Raw genomic sequence first — 247 nt, 5'->3', positions numbered from 1 at the left:
CTGAGCCGATGCCGCTCATACGACCGGAGAGACGCCTACCCGTGCGCATCGCCTGACGGCAGGTCGACGAGACGATCGCGGCGTCTAAGCTGGCAAAGAGCTAGCTCTCCGTGGTGCCCGGGGGGGGGACTTGAACCCCCACTCCACTTTCGCGGATGCGGATTTTAAGTCCGCTGCGTCTGCCGATTTCGCCACCCGGGCGCGGGGTCAGCCTCCATGCTAACCCTGCCTGACTTGCACAAACACG

At 64.4% G+C, this 247-nt stretch carries 1 tRNA gene; it reads right to left on the bottom strand.

Features of this window, described 5'->3' with window-relative positions:
- Window positions 1-111: 111 nt before the first annotated feature.
- Window positions 112-201, bottom strand: a tRNA-Leu gene (locus AC5IJH_RS18630).
- Window positions 202-247 lie beyond the last annotated feature (46 nt).

Source organism: Candidatus Dedyshia acidiphila, assembly GCF_051025295.1.
Classification (GTDB): Bacteria; Acidobacteriota; Terriglobia; order Terriglobales; family Acidobacteriaceae; genus KBS-83.
The sequence above is the reverse complement of the archived record's forward strand: the minus strand, read 5'-3'. Positions and strand labels throughout refer to the sequence as shown.